This window comes from Streptomyces sp. NRRL F-2580 (genome assembly GCF_000720115.1).
Classification (GTDB): Bacteria; Actinomycetota; Actinomycetes; order Streptomycetales; family Streptomycetaceae; genus Streptomyces.
On the sequence record NZ_JOIR01000009.1, the window covers coordinates 113,513 to 135,277 of the forward strand.

Below are 21,765 nucleotides of genomic sequence, written 5' to 3' on the forward strand. Positions count from 1 at the left end.
GACGGCCTCGGCGGGCAGCCCTCGGGGCCGCTCCGTACGGGGTCCGCGCGCAAAACTCTCAGGGGATTCTCAGCGTGGCCCGTCAGACGGCGTCGGAACCGGAACGGGCCTCTGCCTTCGCCCTGGCCTGATCGGCGTTGCCCATGGCCTCGCGGAAGCGCGCGTAGCCGGCGAGCTCGGATATGTCACCTTGCGTGCGGTCGCGTGCCGCCCAGCTGCCCCATATCGCCGCACCTATCGCGGCGAACAGCGGAATCAGCAACCACGCCAAAGACGCCATGGGCGTGCCTCCCTACCCCGAACTACGTTTCGTTGGTGGCTTCAACGCTCGTGCCCGCGGGGGGGTTACGCAAATCGAGGGCGTGTTGCGCGGCCGAACGGGTGCGAGGCTACCCCCATGCGGGTGCCGCTCCGCGACCGGGGTTCAGCAGGCGCCGACCCACTCCTACGTGCCGTCGGCGAACGCCCCCTAGCAGGCGCCGACCCACTCCTCGGTGCCGTCGGCGAACGTCTGGTGCTTCCAGATCGGGACCTCGTGCTTGAGGTCGTCTATGAGCATGCGGCAGGCCTCGAAGGCCTCGCCGCGGTGCGGGCAGGAGACGGCGACGACGACGGCCAGGTCGCCGACGGCGAGGTCGCCCACGCGGTGCACGGCGGCCAGCGCGCGGACGGGGAACTTGGCCACGACGCGCTCGGCGACCCGGCGCATCTCGGCCTCGGCCGTCGGGTGGCAGGAGTAGCCGAGCGAGTCGACGTCCGCCCCGCTGTCGTGGTTGCGCACCGTGCCGACGAAGAGCGTCGTCCCTCCCGTCGCGTCGTCGCCGACGGCCTGGAAGACCTCGTCGATCGAGAGCGGGGTTTCACGGATCTCGAGCAGCCGGATCGGGTCCTGAGCGGCCTGCTCGCCGGGGTGGTCGAAGTGCGGTGCCATGCCTTCATCGTGCCCTAGTGGCTGACGAGGCGAAATAGCAGTTTCGCCCGTGCCGGACCCACACCCTTGGGAGCCTCCTACCAATCGGGCCCCGCCATCCAGCCCGGCCCACCACTCCAGTCCAGCCCGCAGGCGTTTGAGGCGCGGGGGTCGGGGGGCGGCGCCCCCGGCAACGGCGCCGCACCGGGCCGACGGCCGACCGCAGGTCAGATACCGCGCCGCTTCCGCGCCAAGCGGACGGCGGCGGCCGCGCCCAGCAGCGCCACCGTCGCACCCGCCGCACCCGCGGCCGTGGCGGCGTCCCGGCGGCCCAGCCGGCGGCCCGCGACCGTGTGGCGCCCCGAGACCTCCTGGAGGAGCTCGGCGAGCACCTCCTCGTTGGTCCAGCGCGGCCGCCACCCCGCCGCGTGCAGCCCGCTGACGCTGACCACCCAGGGGTGCATCGTGTACGCGAGGTCCCCGGCCGGGGACGGGGTCAGGCCGATCCGGTGCAGCCGGGCCGCCGCGCCCAGCGCGACCGCCGAGGGGAGCTCCATGCGGCGGATGCCGCTCAGCTCCTCGACCTCCTCCTGCTCCAGCCACCCCTCGCAGCCCACGGCCAGCTCGCCCTCGACCTTCTCCAGGGCCGCGTACTCCAGCGCGCTGACCAGGTCCTCGACGTGGCAGAACTGCCACGTCGGACGGGATCCCGCCACCACGAGGAGCCGGGGGGACTCGAAGTACCGGGTCAGGGCCGTGTCGGTGCCGCCGACGAGGACCGCCGGGCGGATCACGGTGACGTTCAGGCCCGGGTGCGCGCGCGGGGCCCGGCGGCCGAGGCGCTCGATCTCCAGCAGGTCGCCGACGCCGGTGGCCTCGGCGGTGGCCCGCAGCTCGGAGTCCTCCGACAGCGGGATGTCGTTGTCCGGGAGGGCGCCGTAGACCATCGCCGAGGTGCAGAGCACGACCCGGTGCACGCCGGCCGCGGCGGCCGCCGTGAGGACGGTCTGGGTCCCGCGCACGTTGTACGCCGTACGGGCCGCCGGATCCGTCTCCAGATCCAGGTCGAGGGCGAGGTGGACGACGACGTCCGCGCCGCGCAGTTTCTCGGCGATCGCGGGGTCCCGTACGTCCAGGATGTGCCACTGCGCGGCCGCGCAGTCGCCCCGCCGCTCGTCGATGGCGACGACCTGCTTGACCTCGTCGGAGGCGGCCAGCCGGCTCACCAGGGCCGCGCCGACCCCCGACGCGGCGCCGGTCACGGCGATCACGGGGCCTCGCACGGCCGGGTTTCGCGGCTGGCGAACGCCCTGGGGGCTGTCGCCGTGCTCGGGGCGGTCTTCGTCGTCGTTCATCGCGCGAAACTGCGGATCTGGGGAACTCACCGGGCGTCTCCAGCGGTTGTCTTCAGTAGGGACGCGCCGTGACGCGTACCCACCAGGTGATGTCCATCCTGCCGCAGCCCAGGAGTCGGCGGAGCACCGAGCCCGTATGCGGGCCGGGTGTCTACGCTGGGTGGTGTTGTCGGACCATTGCCCGTCGGCACCCGCCGGCGGCCCTACGAGCCGAGGAAACCCGTGAGCGACACCCCATTCGGATTCGGCCTTCCGCCGGAGGAGCCGGACAACGGCGACGAAGGCAAGAAGAAGGGCAGTCAGGGCGGTCAGGGCGGCCCGAATCCGTTCGGGTTCCCCGGCATGGGCCTGCCGGGCGGCGCGGGCGGTGCCGGCGGCGCGGGCGGCGCGGGCGGCGCGGGCGGCGCGGGCGGCGCGGGCGGCGCGGACAATCCGTTCGCCGCGATGTTCGGTGCCATGAACCCGAACGACCTCGGTGCCGCCTTCCAGCAGCTCGGCCAGATGCTGAGCTACGAGGGCGGTCCCGTGAACTGGGACATGGCCAAGGACATCGCCCGCCAGACCGTCGCGCAGGGCACGGCGGACGGCGTGAAGGACACGAGCGTCGGCATCGCCGAGAAGTCGGCCGTCCAGGAGGCCGTGCGCCTGGCCGACCACTGGCTGGACGGCGTGACCTCGCTGCCGTCGGGCGCCACGACCGCCGTGGCGTGGAGCCGCGCCGAGTGGGTCGAGGCGACCCTCCCGGTGTGGAAGGAGCTCGTGGACCCGGTCGCCGAGCGCGTGGGCGCGGCCATGGGCGGCGTCCTGCCCGAGGAGATGCAGGCCATGGCGGGCCCGCTGCTCGGGATGATGCGCTCCATGGGCGGGGCCATGTTCGGCCAGCAGATCGGCCAGGCCGTGGGCACGCTCGCGGGCGAGGTCGTCGGCTCGACGGACATCGGGCTGCCGCTCGGCCCGGCCGGCAAGGCCGCGCTGCTGCCGCTGAACATCGAGGCCTTCGGCAAGGACCTGAGCGTCCCCGCGGACGAGGTGCGGCTGTACCTGGCCCTGCGCGAGGCCGCCCACGCCCGGCTCTTCGCGCACGTGCCGTGGCTGCGCTCGCACCTGTTCGGCGCGGTCGAGGGCTACGCCCGCGGCATCAAGGTCGACACCTCGAAGCTGGAGGACGTGGTCGGCCAGCTCGACCCGTCGAATCCGGAGCAGCTGCAGGAAGCGCTGCAGGGCGGCATGTTCCAGCCGCAGGACACCCCCGAGCAGAAGGCCGCCCTGGCCCGCCTGGAGACGGCGCTCGCGCTGGTCGAGGGCTGGGTCGACGCGGTGGTGCACGAGGCCGCCAAGCCCCGGCTGACCTCGGCGGACGCGATGCGCGAGACCATGCGCCGGCGGCGCGCCTCGGGCGGCCCGGCGGAGCAGACCTTCGCGACGCTGATCGGCCTGGAGCTGCGCCCGCGCCGGCTGCGGGACGCCTCCCGGCTCTGGGCCTCGCTCACGGACGCGCGCGGTGTGGACGGCCGTGACGGGCTGTGGGAGCACCCGGACATGCTGCCGACGGCCTCCGACCTGGACGACCCCGACGGCTTCGTGCACCGCGAGCAGCTGGACTTCTCCGAGATCGACAAGATGCTCGGCGAGGCCGCCCAGAAGCGCGACAAGCGCGACCAGCGTGACCGGAACGACGAGGACGGCGAAGAGAAGAAGTGAGCCTGCACGAAGACGCGGTCCTGGTCCTGAAGGGCTACGAGGGTCAGCCCGAGCTGCGCGACGTCTATCTGGAGCACCTCGCCGCCCATCCGGAGGGGGTGTACAAACCGTGCACGGCCGGGCACCTCACCGGCAGCGCGCTGGTGATCGACCCGCCGCGGCGGCGCGTACTGCTGACCCTGCACAAGAAGCTGGGCATGTGGCTGCAGATGGGCGGCCACTGCGAGCCCGGCGACGACACCCTTGAGGCCGTGGCGCTGCGCGAGGCGGCCGAGGAGTCGGGCATCGCGTCCGGGCTGAGCCTGCTGCCCGGCGGCCCGGTGCGCCTGGACCGGCATCCGATCCCGGCGCCGTGCCACTGGCACCTGGACGTGCAGTACGCGGCGCTGGCTCCGGCCGGTGCGGAGGCGGAGATCAGCGAGGAGTCGCTGGACCTGCGCTGGTTCCCGTACGAGGAGGTGGCTGCGGTGGCCGACACGTCGGTGGTGCGGCTGCTGGAGGCGACCTTGGCGCGGCTCGGGGGCTGATCCCGGGCACGACGAAGGGGCGGTCCCTCGCGGGGCCGCCCCTTTCGCCTGCCTGCGAACCGCCGCCCGGGATCAGTCGACCGGGATCAGACGTCCGGGATCAGTTCCAGGCGTTGTTCTGGTTCTGCGCGTGGGCGCCGTGCTGGCCCATGCCGAACTGGGCCGCGACGCCCTGGCCGAGCTGGGCGTTCTGCGGCGGCAGCACCTCGCTGGGCTGCACCAGCGCGAAGCCGGTGCCGAGGAAGCTGAGCTCCCAGCCCTCTCCGGTGTTGCCGCGCCGCCGCCAGACTCCGCTGGAGTGCGTCTGGGCCTGCATCTGCACCCGCAGCGAGGTCGACCAGGCGACGATGGCGTCCGCGTCGGCGTTGACGTACTTGTCGGGCGTGACGTGCATCATCAGCGGCTGCCCGGAGGTCATCAGCGCGACCTTGCCGCGGCCGGTGATGTTGAGCTGGTACTTGCCGGAACCGGAGATCCCGTACTGGCTGTCCACCGCGATGACCTCGGTGTGCAGGGTGGAGTCCAGGGCCAGCACGTAGCTGCTGTCGACCGTGAGGCCCTCCTGGTCCACGTCCACGACGTGGACGTACTGGGCCAGGTTGGCCAGGTAGACCGTGCCCTGCCCGGAGCAGCGCATGAGGTCCAGGCCCTCGCCGGTGCGGCGGCGGGCGCCCCGCTGGCCGGCGCTCTGGTACTCGCCGTCGAAGTCGATGAGGCCCTGGTAGGCGACCATCGCGCCCTTGCGGGCGAGGACGTCGTCGGAGCCGGTCAGCGAGACCCGCAGCAGCTGCGGGTTCTGGATGGCGTACCGGTCCTGGGACTGGGCCTCGGCGTGGGCGAAAAGTGAGCTCTGCATGATGTGTCCCCTCCCCTCAGCCCCGGGCCCGGAGCCGGTCGGTGCTGTCCTCGCTGGGCTGTACGACGACGATGCCCTGGCCGGAGAAGGCCATCTGGTAGGCCTCCCCGCTGCCCCGGCCGATCATCGACGAGGCCTTGAAGCTGCGCTTGCCCTTGACCTTGAGATTCGGCGACCAGGCGACGAGCGCGTCCGGGTCGACGTACGTCTCGTCCTCGCCGCGGCCGCAGTCGACCACGATCGGGGTGCCGCGGGAGGTCAGGGCGACCCAGCCGGTACCCGCGACCTGCACGTTGAACAGGCCCTGGCCGGCGAACTTGGCAAGACCCTTGACCCGCTCGACGCCCCACTGGAGGTGCGCGTCGAAGGCGAGCAGGTTGGTGCCGTTGACCGAGAGCGAGTCGTTCTGGAGGTTGATGACGACGACGTCGGCGCCGTAGTCGGCGAGGTAGAGCAGGCCGTCGCCGGTGCACTTCATCAGCGGTGCGCCCTCGCCGGTGATCCACTGCGAGGCCATCTGGCGGACGGCCGGCGGGTTGGGCTCGTACTGCACGAAGCCCTCGTAGGCGACCATCGAGCCGGTGCGGGCGAAGAGGTCCTGGCCGCTCTGCATGGCGACCTTGAGCATGGCCCGGCCGTGGTTCTCCATGCGGGCCGTGACGGGCGTCGGGGCGAAGCCCGCGAGCTGCTGGTTCATTGCGTTCATGTCGGGCTCCCTCAGACCTCGTACGGCTGGACGACGATGAAGTTGCCGGGAGCGCCGCGGAACTGGAGGTTCACGGTCTCCCCGCTGTGGCCGGGGTAGGCGTTGCGCCGCAGCCGGACCTGGCTGGACAGGATCACCTGCGAGGCGGAGGACCACGCCACGATGGCGTTGCTGTCCGCGAAGGTGGTCGGGGTGACGGGCAGGACCACCGGGACGCCGTGCGTCTTGACGATGACCGTTCCCGTGCCCTGGAACTGCATGGTGAACAGGGCGCCGCCGGGGATGCCGTGGCCCTCGATGCGGCGGACCTCGTGCTGGAGCGACTCGTCGAAGGCGAGGACGGCCTCGGCGGAGACGCAGATCCCGTCGCCTTGGAGCTCGATGGCGTGCAGGTGGGAGCCGTCCTCGGCGAGGAAGACCTGGCCGCGGCCGGTGCAGCGCATGAGCTGCATCTCCTGGCCGGTGGCGTTGCCGACGATGCGGCCGGCGAAGCCCGCTCCCTTGTAGCTGAAGTCGACCTTGCCCTGGTACAGGACCATGCTGCCCTGGCGGGCGAGGACGGCCTGGCCGCCCATCGCCAGGTCGACGCGCATGAGCTGCGCGTTCTGCGGGGTCCAGCGGGCGCCCGTGGGGGCTTCCTTGTACGGCTGGAGGGCGGCCGCGAGCCCGGCGCCGACGGGGGCGGCCTGGGGGGCGTAGCCGGGCTGCTGGCCCGGGACCTGGCCGGGGACCTGCCCGGGGACCTGGCCGTAGCCCGGCTGCTGCCCGTAGGGCGCGGGGGCCGGCGCGGGCGGCGGGACCTGGCCCGGGTACTGGCCGGGAACCTGTCCGGGGACCTGGCCGTACGAGGGCTGCTGCGGCTGCGGCTGCCCGTACGGGGCGGGGGCCGGCGGGGCGAGCGGCGCGGCCATGGTGGGTGCGGCGTGCACCGGGGCCGGGGCGGCGGGCTGCTGGTACTGCGGCTGCGGAGCCGGGGTGGGCGCGGGGGCGCCGAAGGACGGCGCGGGCGCGGGAGCCTGGGCGGGCGCCGGGGCGCCGAAGGACGGAGCCGGGGCGGCAGCCTGCGGCGGCGGGGCGAACCCGGGCGCGGCCGCGGCGGGCGCCTGCTGCGCGGGCTGCGCCTCCTCGGCGACCTCGCCGCCGAAGTTCCTCAGCAGCGCGTCGAGGCCGCCGTCGAAGCCCTGGCCGACGGCGGCGAAGCGCCACACGTCCTTGAGGTAGAGGTCACCGAGCATCACGGCCCGCTCGGTCGTGAACTCCGAGCCGGTGAAGGCGTACCGGACGACCTCTTCGCCGCCGGCCACGATCCGGATGTAACCCGGACCGATCTGCGACATCTGTCCGGCGCCGTCGATGGTGGCGGTGAAGGACAGCTTGTGGATGGACGCCGGAATGCGGTCCAGGGTCACCCGGAAGGATTCGGTGTCACCGGACTGCGCGCCGAGTTGCTGAATGGACTCTTCCGGCGACTTCGGCTGGTTGAAGAAGACGAAGTAGCGGTCGTCCGACAGCTGCTCGTTGACGTCGAGCCCGAAACAGCTGATGTCGAAGGTGAGTCCGGGCCCGGCGATCTGGACGCCTACGTACAGATCGGTGCCCGCCGTGAGATCACTGATCTTGGCCTTGTGGCCGCGTTGGAATTCCCTGGCCATACGTAACGACCGTCCCCCATCCCGACTGTGAATGCGTGCCGCTCAGGCTAACGGCAACTGCCGACATCCGGCCAAGTCGGTACCGACCCGGTACATATCACGCTGTGTGACATGACGGGCGGGTACAGGATCTTCCGGCTCATTCGTCGCGGGCGGCGGGAACCTTCGGAAGGCGCTCGGCCGCCACCACTCCCTCCAGGTACCCGCGGGCCCGCTCGGTGCGCGGGTACGCCTCCAGCAGCTCCCAGAAACTGGGCCCGTGGCCGGGCACGAGGAGGTGGGCCAGCTCGTGCAGGAGCACGTAGTCGACGACGTACTCCGGCATGCCCTGGATGCGGTGCGAGAGCCGGATGCTGCCTTCGGCCGGGGTGCAGGAGCCCCAGCGGGTGTTCTGGTTGGTGACCCAGCGGACCGAGCGGGGGCGGGCGCGGCCGCCGAAGTACTGCTCGGACAGACGCTCGGCGCGCTCGGTGAGTTCCGCGTCCCCGAGGGTGCGTTTGCTCTCCTGGGCGGCGAGCTTGTCGAGCATGACACCCACCCAGCGCTGCTCCTCCGCCTCGGACATCCGGGCAGGGATGAGGACGACCGTACGGTCACCCTCGCGATAGGCGGATACGGTCCTGCGGCGGCGCGCGCTCCGGCGGACTTCGACGGCGCGCTGCGGTGGATCGGCGGACACGCCACGACGGTACCCGGTGGCGGCGGCTGAAGTCCCGCCCGTCCGGGGTTCGAACGTGAGCGATGCGGAGCCGATATCAGGAACGGCATTTCCCTTCATCTCATATGCCTAATACCCCTCGCCTGTGGACAAATTCACGCAGGGATTCCGGCGGACGGGCAGTGTTGTGGGAGAGCCGGAAAAAGGGGCGGCTCGAGTCCGCACGGGAAATCGAGGGGGATCGGTCATGTATCCGAAGGTGAAGCCCGCGCTGGCGCGGGCCTGGCGGGACCGGGAGACGGTGCAGTTCGGGGTGACCCCCGCCCACGCGGTGGTGCTCGGCCCGGTGGACACGGCGACGGGCACGCTCATCGACCGGATCGACGGGACGCGGGGGATGGAGCTGCTGCGGGCCGAGGCCACGGGCATGGGGCTGCCGGACGGCCAGGCCGACGCGCTCGTCAGGCGGCTGGCGGGGGCCGGTCTGCTCGACGACGCCACGGCGGGCGGCCCGCGGGCCCAGGCCGTGCGCGGTCATCCGGAGGTCCTGGAGCGGCTGGGGCCCGATCTGGGCTCCCTCTCCCTGGTCCACCGGGAGCCGGGCGGGGACTTGCGGGGTGTCGCCGCGCGCCGGGCGATACGGGTCCGGGTGCGCGGGAGCGGACGGGTGGGCGCCGTGATCGCCGCGGTCCTGGCGGGAGCCGGCGTGGGCCGGGTCGAGGTGCTCGACGGGGGCCGGGTGGAACCGGCGGACGTGGCGCCGGGCGGGCTGGATCCCGGGAGCGTGGGCCGGCTGCGGGCGGAGGCCGCGGGGAAGCTGGTGCGCGGGTCCGCCCCGGGGCGCGCCCCTCGGGCCGGGGAGGAGGAGGGGGCGGAGCCGCGGCTGGCCCTGGTGGTGGTCGCGCCGCGGGACGGGCTGCACGCCTGGGCACCCGATCCGGACACCGCGGCCGACTGGGTCGCCGCGGGCGTCCCGCACCTGTACGCGGGGGTGTTGGAGGGGACGGGACTGGTGGGGCCGCTGGTCCTGCCGGGGGCGACGGCCTGTGCGGGGTGCATGGAGCGCGACCGCGTGGACCGGGACGCGGCCTGGCCCCGGATGCTGGTCCAGTGGCGCTCGGCCCACCGCCGCCGCGCGAGCGCCGCCTGCGACCTGGGCCTGTCCACGGCGGTGGCCGGCCTGGCCGCGGCCCACGCGCTCTCCTTCCTCGACGGTGAACTGCCCGCGTCCACCGCCACCCGCTGGGAGGCCGCCCTCCCCTCCCTCCACTGGGAATCCGCCCCGGTCCTCCCCCATCCCGACTGCCCCTGCGGCGCGCACACGGAACGCACGGCCACCCCGCGGGAAGCCGGGGAAGGTGCCCTCCTCCGAGCCGCGAGGAGGTCATGACAGGATGCGGAGAACCGCTGTTCGCGGCCCAGCTGTCTGGGAAATGGAGGGGCGTATGTCTGATCTTCCCCGGAAGGCGGTCACCCGCACCGTCAAGCTGGCCGCGCTGCCGCTCGGCTTCGCGGGACGGGCCACCTGGGGCCTGGGCAAGCGGATCGGGGGCAAGTCCGCGGAGATCGTCGCGGGCGAGCTCCAGAAGCGCACCGCCGAGCAGTTGTTCCGCACGCTCGGGGAGCTGAAGGGCGGTGCCATGAAGTTCGGGCAGGCCCTGTCGGTCTTCGAGTCGGCGCTGCCCGAGGAGGTCGCCGGGCCCTACCGGGCGGCGCTGACCAAGCTCCAGGAGGCGGCTCCGCCGCTGCCCGCGGCGACGGTGCACCGGGTGCTGGCGGACCGTCTCGGTGCGGACTGGCGGGAGCTGTTCGAGGAGTTCGAGGACAAGCCGGCCGCGGCGGCCTCGATCGGGCAGGTGCACCGGGCGGTGTGGCACGACGGCCGGCAGGTCGCGGTCAAGGTCCAGTACCCGGGGGCCGGTGAGGCGCTGCTGTCGGACCTGAAGCAGCTGGGCCGGTTCGCGGGGCTGCTGGGGCCGCTGATCCCCGGCATGGAGATCAAGCCGCTGATCAAGGAGTTGCGCGACCGGGTCGCCGAGGAGCTCGACTACGAGCTGGAGGCCGAGGCCCAGCGGACCCACGCGGACGCCTTCGAGGACGATCCGGACGTGGTCGTGCCGGATGTCGTGCACCAGGGCGACCAGGTGTTGGTGACCGAGTGGATGGAGGGGACGCCGCTGTCGGAGGTGATAGCCGACGGCACCGAGGAGGAACGCGACCGCGCCGGACAGCTGCTGGCCCGGTTCCTCTTCTCCGGTCCCGCGCGCACGGGTCTGCTGCACGCGGATCCGCACCCGGGCAACTTCCGGCTGATACCGGGGGCGGACGGCCGGATGCGGCTGGGCGTGCTGGACTTCGGCACGGTCGACCGGCTGCCGGGCGGCTGGCCCAAGCCGATCGGCAGGTCGCTGCGGATGACGCTGGACGGTGACGCCGAGGGGGTCTACGGGCACCTGCGCGCCGAGGGGTTCGTGAAGGAGTCCATCGAGCTGGACCCCGACGCGGTGCTGGACTACCTCAAGCCGATCATCGAGCCGGCCGAGGCCGAGGAGTTCACCTTCACCCGGCCGTGGCTGCGCGGCCAGGCGGCGCGGATCGCCGATCCGCGCTCCCCCGCACACCAGTTGGGCCGGCAGATCAACCTGCCGCCTTCGTACCTGCTGATCCACCGGGTGACGCTGAGCACGATCGGGGTGCTGTGTCAGCTGGGCGCGACGGTGCGGCTGCGGGACGAACTGGACGCCTGGCTGCCGGGGTTCGCCTCCGCCGAGTGACTCCGTAGGACCCGGATCCCCGGCGTCACCACCAGGAGGAGTCGAGCCTGCCTTCGATCGCCCGGAGGTTGGCGCGCGCGCAGTCGACGCAGAAGTACTGTCTGGTCCCGTTCTCCACCGAGCAGGTCCAGGTGGGCGGGGCGCCGTCGGGGGACTCTGTGCCACAGCGCGCGCAGACAACGGGCTGGGCCTCGGATCCCGACGGGGTGGGGTGGGGAGTCGGCTGGTCCACCTCCAGACGATATCCCCGTGAGGGGTGGACTGCCGTCCGCAACGCACCGGGGGGACCGGTCCGTTCGGACCGGTCCCCCCGGGGATGCCGTTTTCGGCTCTTAGTGCATGACGGCCATGGCCAGCGCGCGGCGGGCGCGCATCGAGACGCGCTCGGCACGCCGCTGCATGCGGCGGGCCGCGACCAGGCGTACGGCGTGACGTTCGACGTCCACCTCACGCATGAGCTCGTCCATATGGGCGCGAGCCAGGGCTTCTGGGATGAGTTGCATTTCGCGGGTCCTGTTCTGACGCGAGGTGTTCGCGCCGGCGGTGATGAAGTCTGCGTGGGCGGCGCCGTGGGGCTGCTCGCTCGTGATGTGGGGGGTCATGAGGGCCTGCTTCAGGGGGTCGTGCGTCAGGGGGCGGTCGATGGTTCCGATGGCGGTCATGCCGTGACAACCGGGTTCTTGCGCGGGCGGCCACGGGGCCGCTTGCGGGCGACGACGACACCCTGGACGAAGAGCTCGCCACCCCAGACACCCCAGGGCTCGCGGCGCTCGACCGCTCCGGCGAGGCAGGCCTCGACCAGCGGGCAGGTGCGGCAGAGCGACTTGGCGTACTCGACGTCGGCCGGGGACTCGGCGAAGAAGACCTCGGGGTCGAAGGTGCGGCAGGGAACGGGTACGCCGAGGTTCTCGATGGCGTCGTCGAGCGCGGTCAGCGCGGTCAGCGGGGTCAAGGTGTGGTCCTCCGGGACTGCGGGCGGGGAGATCGTGTGGGTCTGCGTTACGGACGGGGCGTGCGCTTCGAGTTGCACGGTGGTTTCTTCCTCGTCGTCTTGGTCGGCTAGTCGTTCCGGCCGGTCGGCCGGGTTCGGCTGTCACCTGGTTCTGCCAGTCCCGAGGCTCCTTCGCTGCCTTGCCCCCTGTTCGGGGACAAACAGAAGGGCCGCGGATCCCGGGTGGGGTTCCGCGGCCCTGAAGGCGCCGGCCTGATCATGCGATCAGACTGGATCACTCCAGGGTTCGAGCCCACGGAAGGCCCACATCAGGTGGTGCTGCTGCTTCTTCGTCTGCTTCGTCTTGGCTCCGGCACCGGCTGCGGCCGCGAAGCCATAGGCGCCATGCGCCTGAGCTTCTGCTGCCAGTACTGCCACCGGTGCCAGGGTCGGTCGCTCGTTGCGCTCACTGACCGGAAGGGTCGCCAGCAGGGCGGGGCGGTCGGCGGAAATCGCGAACACACCGGTACCCAGAAGGGAGACGGAACCGAGCAGGCAGGAAGCGTCGACCGAGCGATCGGTCATTTTGGTGAAGGTCATGAAGCTGGTCACTGATCTCGCCTCCTCTCGGCGTCTCGGGGACGTGGCCCGGGGGCCTGTCCCATGCGTATTCGGATAAGTACAGCACGGATCCAGGGCTTCGGAGAAGCCACCGTTTCCGTTGCTAAGAACCTATGGGTCTTCGCTGGGCATGTGCAAACTATTTTTCCGACGAGTTTCTACGCGTCGGCAGGATCTTCTGGCACGGGCTCCTGACCTGCACATATGGCCAGGACCTCGGCTCCGTAGCGGTCGAGCTTGCGGCCGCCCACTCCGGAGATCATAGAGAGCTCGCGCGGCTCGGTGGGCGCGGCCTCCGCGATCGCCATCAGCGTCTTGTCCGTGAAGACGCAGTACGCCGGCAGCCCCTGCTCCCTCGACTGGCCCGCACGCCACTCCCGCAGCCGCTCGTAGAGCCCTTCGTCCATGTCGGACGGGCAGTCCTCACAGCGCATCAGTTTGAGCTCGCCGGCCTCGGTCAGGGTCTTGCCGCAGACCCGGCACAGGACCGGGCCGCGGCGGCCCCGCTTGCGCGGCCCGCTCTCGGTCGCGGAGCCCGGGCCGCTGCGAGGCACCGCGGAGCCCGGCCGCAGGCCGTTCAGGAAGCGGCTGGGGCGACGGGAGGCCCGGCCGCCCGGAGCCCGGGAGAGGCCCCAGGAGAGGGTCAGGTGCAGCCGCGCCCGGGTGACGCCGACATAGAGCAGCCTGCGTTCCTCCTCGACCTGCTCGTCGGTCTTCGCGTACGTGATCGGCAGCATGCCGTCGGTGAGCCCGACGAGGAACACGGCGTCCCACTCCAGGCCCTTCGCCGCGTGCAGCGAGGCCAGGGTGACGCCCTGGACGGTCGGGGCGTGCTGGGCGGCCTTGCGCTCCTCCAGCTCGATCGTGAGGTCCGCCAGGGTGGCTCCCGGCCGGGTCCGGGCGAAGTCCTCGGCGAGCCGGACCAGCGCGGCCACGGATTCCCACTGGTCGCGCACGGCGCCGGAGCCGGCGGGCGGCTCGGAGGTCCAGCCGGTGGAGCTGAGCACCGCCCGGACCTGGGAGCCCAGTTCCACGACGTCGTCGAGCAGCGGGTCGTTCCCGCCGGAGCGGGCGGCTCCGCGCAGCGCGAGGATCGCCTTCTGGACTTCGGCCCGCTCGAAGAACCGCTCGGCCCCGCGCAGCTGGTAGGGGACCCCGGCGTCGGCGAGGGCCTGTTCGTAGACCTCGGACTGGGCGTTGATCCGGTAGAGGACGGCGATCTCGCCGGCCGGGACGCCCGCGGCGATCAGGTCCCGGATCCGGTGGGCGACGCCCTCGGCCTCGGCGGGCTCGTCCGCGTACTCGGCGTAGACCGGGTCGGGGCCGGTCTCGCGCTGGGAGACCAGCTCCAGCCGGTGCTCTGCGGCGCGGCCCTTGGCCTGGTTCAGCAGCCCGTTGGCGAGGTGCACCACCTGGGGGGTGGAGCGGTAGTCGCGGACCAGCTTGACCACGGTGGCCTGCGGGTACTTGGTGCGGAAGTTGAGCAGGTGGTCGGGGGTGGCGCCGGTGAAGGAGTAGATCGTCTGGCTGGCGTCACCGACGACGCAGAGGCTGTCGCGCTCGCCGAGCCAGAGGTCCAGCAGCCGCTGCTGGAGGGGGCTGACGTCCTGGTACTCGTCGACCACGAAGTGCTGGTACTGGGTGCGGATCTGCTCGGCGATGTCGTGGCGGTCCTGGAGGATGCCGACGGTCAGGAGCAGCACGTCCTCGAAGTCGATCATGCCGCGGTCGCGCTTGAGCTGTTCGTACGTCCCGTAGATCTGGGCGATCTCGGCCATGTCCCGGGGTGCCTCGCGGCCCGACTTGAGGGCGGCGGCCGGATAGTCGGCGGGCACCGTCTGCGTGACCTTGGCCCACTCGATCTCGCCCGTGACATCGCGCAGCTCGCCCCGGTCGAGCCGGATCCGGCAGCGCGCGCCGGCCTCGGCGACGAGCTGGATCTTGCGCTCCAGGAGCCGGGGCACGTCCCCGCCGACCGCCTTGGGCCAGAAGTACTGGAGCTGGCGCAGGGCGGCGGAGTGGAAGGTCCGGGCCTGCACGCCGCCCGCGCCGAGGGCGCGCAGGCGTCCGCGCATCTCCCCGGCGGCGCGGTTGGTGAAGGTGACGGCCAGCACACTGGCCGGCATGAGCTGGCCGGAGCGGACGCCGTAGGCGATGCGGTGGGTGATCGCGCGGGTCTTGCCGGTACCGGCGCCCGCCAGCACGCACACCGGCCCGCGCAGGGTCGTCGCGACCTCGCGCTGCTCCGGGTCCAGGCCCAGGAGCACCGCGTCGGCCGAGTCGGCGGAGCCGGGGCCACCCGGGAACGATGGGGAGTGCGTTGCTGATGTCACCCCGCCATGCTGCCAGGTCTCGTGGGGCGGGCGGGAAAACCGTCCACAGGCGGCACGTATCCGTCGTATCAGTCACACCGGCCGGGCGGGGACGCCCGTACGGGAATGGCGGTGGGGTCGCGTACGTTCGAGTACTCGGACCACCGAGCCCTCACGAAGGAGAGCGCAGCATGCAGGACACGGGCACCGTCACGATGTACAGCACGACCTGGTGCGGCTACTGCCGTCGGCTGAAGACCCAGCTGGACCGGGAAGGCATCGCGTACAACGAGATCAACATCGAGCTCGACCCGGAGTCCGCCGCGTTCGTGGAGAAGGCCAACGGCGGCAACCAGACGGTTCCCACCGTGCTCGTGAAGTCCGTCGCCGGGAACGAGTCCGTCATGACGAACCCGAGCCTGGCCCAGGTCAAGCAGGCCCTCGCCGTCTGAGGAAACCTCACCCGTGCGCACCCGCGAGCACCGGAAAGGCCCCCGCCGAGGCGGGGGCCTTCTGCTGTGACGAACGTTACGCCGCCATCTTCGGCAGCGGCTCGCCGTACCAGAGCTCGACCAGCCGGGCGGCGATGGAGATCCCCGACGGGGGCAGCACCTCGCCCGTCTCGAACGCGGCGCGCAGCTCCTCGCGGGAGAACCAGCGGGCCTCCTGGATCTCCTCGCCGTCCACGGTGATCTCGGAGGTGGTGGCGCGGGCCGTGAAGCCCAGCATCAGGCTGTACGGGAACGGCCACGGCTGGCTGGCCACGTACTGGACCTCGCCGACCCTGACGCCCGCCTCCTCCCACACCTCGCGGACGACGGACTGCTCGATCGACTCGCCCGGCTCCACGAACCCGGCGAGGGTCGAGAAGCGGCCCTCCGGCCAGTGCACCTGGCGGCCCAGCAGCGCGCGGTCGTGCTCGTCGGTGACCAGCATGATCACGGCCGGGTCGGTGCGCGGGTAGTGCTCGGCGCCGCAGCCCGGGCAGCGCCGGATGTGCCCGGTGGCCGCGACCACCGTGCGCTCGCCGCAGCGGGAGCAGAAGCGGTGCATCCGCTGCCAGTTCTCCAGTGCCACGGCGTGCACCATCAGCCCGGCGTCGCGCGGGGAGAGCAGCAGTCCGGCCTCGCGCAGGCCGGCCGGGCGGGCCGACTGGTCCATGCGGCCGGGCAGCGCGTCCTTCTGCAGCGCGAAGTACCGTACGCCGTCCTCGTCCGTGCCCAGGAAATAGCGGTGGGTCTCGGTGACCGGGGCCTCGAAGGCCGGGGTCATCACGATGCCGGTGCCCCCGTCGGGGGTGTCGTCGATCAATACCTGGCCGCCGGAGACGACGAAGACACGGGTCGTCGGGTGGCTCCAGGCGGCGGCGAGCCACGCCTCGTCGAGGCGGTGGTGCGCGGCGCGGTCGATTCCGCTGGGCGCGGCGAGCGAGAGCGGGCGCTCGGCGAGCGGGCGCTCGGTATGGGTGCTCACAGGTACTTCCAACTCCCCCGGTGGTGGGACAAGGCAGGCGTGCGTCGGGTGTCAGGCGGTTGCGCGGTGGGTGGCGGCCAGGTCTCCCCAGAGGTAGGCGGTCGTCTCGACGCCCTTGAGGAGCAGGTCCAGTTCGACCTTCTCGTTCGGCGAGTGCCAGCCGTCGGACGGCACCGAGATGCCGAGGAAGAGGACGGGCGCGTCCAGGACGTCCTGGAGGTCCGCGGCCGGTCCTGAGCCGCCCTCGCGGGTGAAGCGGATCTTCTGGCCGAAGGCGCGGCCCATGGCCCGTACGACGGACTGCAGGGCCGGGTGGTCCAGCGGGGTCAGGCATGGCCGGGTGGGGGCGCCGAAGGTGATGGAGTGCCGGATCCCGTCCGGGATCCGGGCCGCGACCCAGTCCCTGACGGCGGCCTCGACCTCGTACGGGTCCTGGCCGGAGACCAGGCGGAACGACAGCTTCAGGTGGGCCTTGGCGGGCACGATGGTCTTGCCGCCGGGGCCCTGGTAGCCGCCGCCGATGCCGTTGACCTCGGCCGTCGGGCGGGCCCAGACCCGCTCCAGGGTGGAGTAGCCGGCCTCGCCGGAGGCCGCGTGGGACCTGGCCGTACGGAGCCACTCGGACTCGTCGAAGGGCAGCTCGGCGATGAGCGCGCGCTCCGCCTCGGTGAGCTCGGCGATGCCGTCGTAGAAGCCGGGGATCGTCACGCGCCCGTCGTCGTCGTGCAGGGCGGCGACCAGGCGGGCGGCGACGGCGGCCGGATTGGGCACCGCCCCGCCGAAGGCGCCGGAGTGGATGTCCTGGTCCGGGCCGTGGAAGTCGATCTCGCAGTCGGCGACGCCGCGCATGCCGGTGCAGACGGTGGGGGTGGTCTCGGACCACATGCCGGTGTCGGAGACGATCACGACGTCGGCGGCGAGTTCGGCGGCGCGGGCCTCGACGAGCTCGCGGAAGTGGATGGAGCCGGACTCCTCCTCGCCCTCGACGATCAGCTTGAGGTTCACGGCGGGGGCGGCGGCGCCTGTCGCTGCCAGGTGCGCGCGTACGCCGAGAGTGTGGAAGAACACCTGCCCCTTGTCGTCGGCGGCGCCGCGCCCGTACATGCGGCCGCCCTGGACCACCGGCTCGAAGGGGTCGGTGTGCCAGCCGTCGGCGAGGGCGGCGGGCTGCACGTCGTGGTGCCCGTACACCAGGACGGTGGGGGCCTGCGGGTCCTCGCTCGGCCAGTGCGCGAAGACGGCGGGGGCGCCGGGGGTCTCCCAGACCTCGGCCACCGGGAAACCGGTCTCCTTGAGCTTCGCCGCCAGCCATTCGGCGCTGCGGCGTACGTCGCCCGCGTGCTCGGGCTGCGCCGAGACGGAGGGAATGCGGAGCCACTCGGCGAGGTCGTCGAGGAAGGCGTCGCGGTGGGTGTCGATGTACGTGCGGACGACGTTGTCCGGCGGGGTGTCGCTCATGCCCACGAGCCTAGCTGTCCGCCTGATGGTCACCGCCGGTGCCCGATTTGCCTTGGAGGATCCGCTCAAGGCGGGCCCGGTCGGGGAGGTTGCGGGGGCGGATCACGCGGCCGCTGCGGACGTGGAGGAAGGCCGCGGTGACCTGGCTGAGCGGGGTGTTCGTGGCCTCGGCCCAGGCCAGGCGGTAGACGGCGAGCTGGAGGGGGTCGGCCTCGGTGGTGCGGCCGGTCTTCCAGTCGACGATCTCGTACGAGCCGTCGGGGTTCCGGTAGACGGCGTCGATCCTGCCGCGGATGACGCGGCCGGCGAGGGTGAGCTGGACCGGGGCCTCCATGCGGTGGGGCGGCCGGTCGGCGTACGGGCTGCGCTCGAAGGCAGCCTTGAGGGAGTCGAGGTCGGCCTCGTCGGCGATCTCCTGGTCGGAGCCGGCGCCGGGGAGGTCGGTGACGGGGTCGAGGACGTCGAGGAAGGGGAGCGGGAGCTCGTCGAAGCGGGACTCGACCCAGGCGTGGAACCGGGTGCCCTGGCGGGCAGCGGGCTGGGGGGGCTTGGGCATGGGGCGGGCGAGGTCGCGTACGAAGCCCTGCTCGTCGGCGGCGAGCCGGAGCAGCTGGCTCGCGGAGAGGGCGGCGGGCAGCTCGACGTCGCGGACGGCGGCGCGGGCGCGGCGGAGCTCGCCCTCCAGGGCGTCGAGGTCCCGGTCCCAGGAGGCGATGGCGCGGGCGTCCTCCGGTGCGAGTCGGGCTGCGCCGCCGCCGTGTCGGCCCCCGCCGGCCCAGGCCTCGCCGGCCCAGGGGTCATCACCGTCCGGGACGGTGGCACCGGTGCGCGGCTCCGCCGCCCGGCGGGCTCCGCCCGGGCCCTCGGCGTCGGCCCAGTGGGCCGCTTCCGGCCAAAGGTCGTCGTCAGCCGAGCCGGTGGACCGGGCCGGGTGCACGGGCACGGCTGCGCCGCCGGGCGCGGGCCGGGCTTCGGCCTCCGGCCAGAGGTCGTCGTCGAGCGGCGCGGTGGGGTCGGCCGGGGCGGATTCTTCCCCCACCCCGCCCCTTCCCGGAACCGGGGCGCTGCCCCGGACCCCGTCGGGGGTCGAGCCTGCGGCCCGTGGCGCGGGCACGCGTACGGCAGCATCCGGCCACGAGCCGGGGTGCGGCTCCGCCGGATGCGGGGCTTCGCCCCGGAGTCCGTCGGGCGTGGCTGCGGCGGCGCCCTCGGGCCGGGCTTCGTCGGGTGGCCAGGGCTCTTCGTCGTAGGACGGGTCCTCGCAGTCCGGGGGCCAGAGGTAGGACTCGTCCTCCGGCGGGGGCGGGGTCGCCAGGTAGGACTCCACCAGGGCGGCCGCCGCACGGCGCAGGGCGAGGGAGTGCGGGTCGAGCGGGAGGGGCCAGGAGTGGTCCGGGGCGGAGTCGTCGGCGAGGGACGGGTTCTCGGCGGCCGCTTCCGGCTCTTCGGCCCAGGCCTCGATCTCGCCGTGGCCCGCCTCGCAGTGGTCGTACAGGGCTTGGAGGAAGGCCGAAGGGCCGCGGCGCTTCTTCTGGGTCGGGCCCCACCAGTGGCCCGAGGCCAGCAGGAGCGAGCGGGGGCGGGTGAAGGTCACGTAGCCGAGGCGGAGCTCTTCCGTGGCCTTGTGGTCCTTCAGGGCCGTCTTGAACGCCTTCAGGCCGGCCGAGGTCCAGTCCGGGTCCGCCGGCAGGGTGGGGGCGTCGCCGCGCAGCGCGTACGGGAGCACCTTCGCGTACGAGGTCCAGGCTTCCGGCGCCTTCTCCTTCGGGAAGGAGCCCGCGCACAGGTCCGGAACGACGACCACGTCCCACTCCAGGCCCTTCGACTTGTGGGCGGTCAGGACCTTGACAGTGTTCTCCCCGCCCGGCAGGGCGTGGTCCAGCCCCTTCTCGTACTGGGCCGCCGTGCGCAGGAACGCCAGGAAGGCCAGCAGCGAGGCCTCGCCGTCCAGCGCGGCGAAACCGGCCGCGACGTCCATGAAGTTCGACAGCGTCTCGCGGCGGCGGGCCGCCAGCGCGTGCGGGGAGGCGGACAGCTCCACCTCCAGGCCGGTCGCGGACAGCACGCGGTGCAGGACGTCCATCAGCGGGTCGGCCAGGGAGCGGCGCAGGTCGCGCAGTTCCTGGGCGAGGTGTGCGAAGCGGACCCGGGCCTCCGCCGAGAAGGGGAGGTCGTCCGGGGCCTGTCCGGCGCCGTCGAGGAAGGTCTCCAGCGCGTCGGCCAGCGACACGATCTCCGCCGGGTCCACGCCCTCCACGGCCGCCGCGAGCCGTTCGTCCGGGTCCGCCCCGGCCGGCGCACGGCCCACCATGAGCCGCGCCCGGCGGCCCAGCAGGGCCAGGTCGCGCGCACCGATCCGCCATCGCGGGCCGATGAGGAGCCGGACGAGGGAGGCGTTGGCGCCCGGGTCCTGGAGGACCTCGCAGACCGCGACGAGGTCCGCGACCTCGGGGAGGTGCAGCAGCCCGGAGAGGCCGACGACCTCCACCGGGACGTCCCGGTCCACCAGTACCGCCTGGATCCGCGCGAAGTCCCCGGCCGAGCGGCACAGGACCGCGATCTCGCGCGGCTCGGTGCCCGTGCGGACCAGGTGGGCGACGGAGTCGGCGAGCCAGTCGAGCTCCTGGGCGTGGGTCTCCAGCAGGGCGCAGCGGACCTGCCCCGCGCCCTCGGCCCCCGGGCCGGGGCGCAGCGCCTCCACGCCCTCGTGCAGGGCGCGCAGCGGGGCGGCGAGCCCGTTGGCCAGGTCGAGGAGCCGGCCGCCGCTGCGCCGGTTCTCGCTGAGGGAGAGCCGGGTGGCGGGGGACCCGTCGGCGTGCGGGAAGTGTTCGGGGAAGTCGTCGAGGTTGGCCACGGAGGCACCGCGCCAGCCGTAGATGGCCTGGCAGGGGTCGCCGACGGCGGTCACGGCGTGGCCGGAGCCCGCGCCGAAGAGCCCGGAGAGCAGGAGCCGCTGGGCGACCGAGGTGTCCTGGTACTCGTCCAGGAGCACGACCCTGAACTCCTCGCGCAGCAGGGCGCCGACCTCGGGGCGGGTGGTGGCGAGCTGCGCGGAGAGGGCTATCTGGTCACTGAAGTCGAAGAGGTCGCGGGCGCGCTTGGCGGCGCGGTAGCGGACGACGAGCTCCAGCAGTTCGAGGCGGCCGCGCACGGCCTCGGGGACCTTGCGCAGGTCCTCGTTGGTGAGCTTCGTGCCGGCGAGCACGTCCAGCAGCGCGGTGTCGTACAGGCGCAGCCGCTCCGGCTCGACCAGGTGCTCGGAGAGCTCGCCGTCGAGCGCGAGGAGGTCGCCGACCAGGTCGGGGACGGACTTGGTGAGCGAGGGGTACGGGCCGGGGGCCTCGCGCAGCACCTTCGCGGCGAGCTGGAAGCGGGTGGCGTCGGCGAGGAGGCGGGAGCTGGGCTCCAGGCCGATGCGCAGGCCGTGGTCCTTCAGGAGCTGGCCGGCGAAGGCGTGGTACGTGGAGATGCGCGGCTCCCCGCCGGTCCCCTCGGCCCCGGCTTCGGCCCAGGCTTCGGCCGGGGACGGGTCCGGGTCGGTGATCCCGGCCCGCGCGAGGGCCGTGCGCACGCGCTCGGACAGCTCGCCGGCGGCCTTGTTGGTGAAGGTCAGGCCGAGGACCTGCTCGGGTGCGACCGCGCCGGTGCCCACCAGCCAGACCACGCGGGCGGCCATGACGGTGGTCTTGCCGGAGCCGGCGCCGGCGACGATGACCTGAGGGGCGGGCGGGGCGGTGACGCAGGCCATCTGTTCGGGCGTGAAGGGGATCCCGAGGAGCTCTTTGAGCTGCTCGGGATCGGTGAGGACGGACGCACGCGCGGACACGTAAA

At 72.8% G+C, this 21,765-nt stretch carries 20 protein-coding genes; 5 read left to right on the forward strand and 15 right to left on the reverse strand.

Annotated features, from left to right (window positions below; all coding sequences use genetic code 11):
• Positions 1-82: 82 nt before the first annotated feature.
• The 3 genes from IF88_RS0111405 to IF88_RS0111415 all read right to left on the reverse strand — a co-directional run bounded on the left by IF88_RS0111405 (position 83) and on the right by IF88_RS0111415 (position 2,295).
• Positions 83-280, reverse strand: a complete 198-nt coding sequence (locus IF88_RS0111405) for a hypothetical protein (RefSeq protein ID WP_030709934.1) — start codon at positions 278-280, stop codon at positions 83-85.
• 189 nt (positions 281-469) lie between these two features.
• Positions 470-931, reverse strand: a complete 462-nt coding sequence (locus tag IF88_RS0111410) for a molybdenum cofactor biosynthesis protein MoaE (protein WP_030709935.1) — start codon at positions 929-931, stop codon at positions 470-472.
• 206 nt (positions 932-1,137) lie between these two features.
• Positions 1,138-2,295 (reverse strand): SDR family oxidoreductase, encoded by a 1,158-nt coding sequence (locus IF88_RS0111415; RefSeq protein WP_030709937.1) that lies wholly within the window; start codon positions 2,293-2,295, stop codon positions 1,138-1,140.
• 192 nt (positions 2,296-2,487) lie between these two features.
• Between IF88_RS0111415 and IF88_RS0111420 the strand changes: the two genes are divergently transcribed.
• Positions 2,488-3,966: a zinc-dependent metalloprotease gene (locus IF88_RS0111420; RefSeq protein ID WP_030709939.1), complete on the forward strand. Its 1,479-nt coding sequence runs from the start codon at positions 2,488-2,490 to the stop codon at positions 3,964-3,966.
• A complete protein-coding gene (locus IF88_RS0111425) occupies positions 3,963-4,493 on the forward strand; it encodes an NUDIX hydrolase (protein ID WP_030709941.1) in 531 nt (176 codons plus the stop codon). The genes IF88_RS0111420 and IF88_RS0111425 overlap by 4 nt, the downstream gene beginning before the upstream one ends.
• Positions 4,494-4,593: 100 nt before the next feature.
• On the opposite strand, the gene IF88_RS0111430 is transcribed toward IF88_RS0111425, so the two are convergent.
• The 4 genes from IF88_RS0111430 to IF88_RS0111445 form a co-directional block, all read right to left on the reverse strand.
• Positions 4,594-5,349, reverse strand: coding sequence for an AIM24 family protein (locus tag IF88_RS0111430; RefSeq protein ID WP_030709943.1), 756 nt, complete (start codon positions 5,347-5,349; stop codon positions 4,594-4,596).
• Between the two features lie 16 nt (positions 5,350-5,365).
• Positions 5,366-6,046 carry an AIM24 family protein gene (locus IF88_RS0111435; protein ID WP_030709946.1) on the reverse strand — a complete coding sequence of 227 codons (681 nt, stop codon included), beginning with the start codon at positions 6,044-6,046 and terminating at the stop codon, positions 5,366-5,368.
• A gap of 20 nt (positions 6,047-6,066) precedes the next feature.
• Positions 6,067-7,707, reverse strand: a complete 1,641-nt coding sequence (locus IF88_RS0111440) for a TerD family protein (RefSeq protein WP_030709948.1) — start codon at positions 7,705-7,707, stop codon at positions 6,067-6,069.
• Between the two features lie 139 nt (positions 7,708-7,846).
• Complete coding sequence (locus IF88_RS0111445) at positions 7,847-8,485, reverse strand: M48 family metallopeptidase (RefSeq protein WP_030709950.1); 639 nt, start codon at positions 8,483-8,485, stop codon at positions 7,847-7,849.
• A gap of 127 nt (positions 8,486-8,612) precedes the next feature.
• On the opposite strand from IF88_RS0111445, the gene IF88_RS0111450 reads away from it, so the two are divergent.
• Entirely contained in the window at positions 8,613-9,755 is a 1,143-nt protein-coding gene (locus tag IF88_RS0111450) for a TOMM precursor leader peptide-binding protein (protein WP_051836731.1), read from the forward strand.
• A 55-nt stretch (positions 9,756-9,810) separates the two neighbouring features.
• Positions 9,811-11,139, forward strand: a complete 1,329-nt coding sequence (locus IF88_RS0111455) for an ABC1 kinase family protein (RefSeq protein WP_030709954.1) — start codon at positions 9,811-9,813, stop codon at positions 11,137-11,139.
• Between the two features lie 25 nt (positions 11,140-11,164).
• Here the strand turns inward: IF88_RS0111455 and IF88_RS0111460 are convergent, their stop codons facing one another.
• From IF88_RS0111460 to IF88_RS0111480, 5 genes are all read right to left on the reverse strand, one after another.
• The gene (locus tag IF88_RS0111460; protein ID WP_030709955.1) at positions 11,165-11,371 is read right to left on the reverse strand and encodes a hypothetical protein; all 207 of its coding nucleotides are present in this window, start codon (positions 11,369-11,371) and stop codon (positions 11,165-11,167) included.
• Positions 11,372-11,471: 100 nt separating this feature from the next.
• Entirely contained in the window at positions 11,472-11,801 is a 330-nt protein-coding gene (locus IF88_RS0111465) for a hypothetical protein (protein ID WP_030709956.1), read from the reverse strand.
• Positions 11,798-12,169: a WhiB family transcriptional regulator gene (locus IF88_RS0111470; protein ID WP_030709957.1), complete on the reverse strand. Its 372-nt coding sequence runs from the start codon at positions 12,167-12,169 to the stop codon at positions 11,798-11,800. The genes IF88_RS0111465 and IF88_RS0111470 overlap by 4 nt, the downstream gene beginning before the upstream one ends.
• 186 nt (positions 12,170-12,355) lie before the next feature.
• Positions 12,356-12,682 (reverse strand): hypothetical protein, encoded by a 327-nt coding sequence (locus IF88_RS0111475; RefSeq protein ID WP_107050518.1) that lies wholly within the window; start codon positions 12,680-12,682, stop codon positions 12,356-12,358.
• A gap of 167 nt (positions 12,683-12,849) precedes the next feature.
• Positions 12,850-15,024: an ATP-dependent DNA helicase UvrD2 gene (locus tag IF88_RS0111480; protein ID WP_199808060.1), complete on the reverse strand. Its 2,175-nt coding sequence runs from the start codon at positions 15,022-15,024 to the stop codon at positions 12,850-12,852.
• A gap of 170 nt (positions 15,025-15,194) precedes the next feature.
• Between IF88_RS0111480 and IF88_RS0111485 the strand changes: the two genes are divergently transcribed.
• A complete protein-coding gene (locus IF88_RS0111485) occupies positions 15,195-15,455 on the forward strand; it encodes a mycoredoxin (RefSeq protein WP_030709961.1) in 261 nt (86 codons plus the stop codon).
• Positions 15,456-15,531: 76 nt separating this feature from the next.
• On the opposite strand, the gene nudC is transcribed toward IF88_RS0111485, so the two are convergent.
• Genes nudC through IF88_RS0111500 form a run of 3 tightly spaced genes read right to left on the reverse strand, consistent with a single transcriptional unit; the run spans position 15,532 to position 21,760 of the window.
• Positions 15,532-16,488 (reverse strand): NAD(+) diphosphatase, encoded by a 957-nt coding sequence (nudC, locus tag IF88_RS0111490; protein ID WP_199808061.1) that lies wholly within the window; start codon positions 16,486-16,488, stop codon positions 15,532-15,534.
• Between the two features lie 39 nt (positions 16,489-16,527).
• Complete coding sequence (locus IF88_RS0111495) at positions 16,528-17,934, reverse strand: dipeptidase (protein ID WP_030709965.1); 1,407 nt, start codon at positions 17,932-17,934, stop codon at positions 16,528-16,530.
• A 10-nt stretch (positions 17,935-17,944) separates the two neighbouring features.
• Complete coding sequence (locus tag IF88_RS0111500; protein ID WP_030709967.1) at positions 17,945-21,760, reverse strand: ATP-dependent DNA helicase; 3,816 nt, start codon at positions 21,758-21,760, stop codon at positions 17,945-17,947.
• Positions 21,761-21,765: the final 5 nt, after the last annotated feature.